At 51.6% G+C, this 644-nt stretch carries 2 tRNA genes; both read left to right on the top strand.

What is annotated here, in order from left to right:
• The first annotated feature begins 103 nt into the window (after nt 1-103).
• Nucleotides 104-180 (top strand) — tRNA-Arg (locus A9976_RS29355).
• A 184-nt stretch (nt 181-364) separates the two neighbouring features.
• Nucleotides 365-441: transfer RNA gene (locus A9976_RS29350), tRNA-Arg, on the top strand.
• Nucleotides 442-644 lie beyond the last annotated feature (203 nt).

Below are 644 nucleotides of genomic sequence, written 5' to 3'. Positions count from 1 at the left end.
CGAGGATAAAAGAAGAAGAATGGCACGAATAACTTACAGATCTTCCCGCCTCGACTTGCACGTTTTCTGAAACAACGCTATTATTCGAGGCTTGCTTTTTGACGCGCCCGTAGCTCAGCTGGATAGAGTACCTGGCTACGAACCAGGGGGTCGTAGGTTCGAATCCTGCCGGGCGCACCAAGTTTTTCGTAGTAGTTTTGGTAGTGGTTTTGGTGATCCGAATTCCGCGTGAGTTTCGCGTGAATAGGGGGAGCTAAAACAAAAGCGAAGAACTTAATAAAAGAAGCAAATAGGGTCAGCAGCAAGGGGCAGCAGCAGCCCCAACGGCTTAATTATTGTGATATAATTTTGCCTCTTTACCGGAGCGCCCGTAGCTCAGCTGGATAGAGTACCTGGCTACGAACCAGGGGGTCGTAGGTTCGAATCCTGCCGGGCGCACCAAAAAAAGAACATAGCAAGAAAATGGAAAGGCCTTTGATCTCGCATCGAAGGCCTTTTTGTTTTTCCGGCGCAGAACAAATGCGTTCTGCATTCAGCCTTGCCGCATCAGCCTTGCAACGCCTCAGTCCTGCCACACCTGTGCGGCCGCAGCCTGCCCGCCTTGCGGCGCTTCATCAACCGCTTCAAACCCCCAATTTCCCACG

The organism is Delftia sp. UME58 (assembly GCF_014170385.1).
Classification (GTDB): Bacteria; Pseudomonadota; Gammaproteobacteria; order Burkholderiales; family Burkholderiaceae_C; genus Comamonas; species Comamonas acidovorans.
The sequence above is the reverse complement of the archived record's forward strand: the minus strand, read 5'-3'. Positions and strand labels throughout refer to the sequence as shown.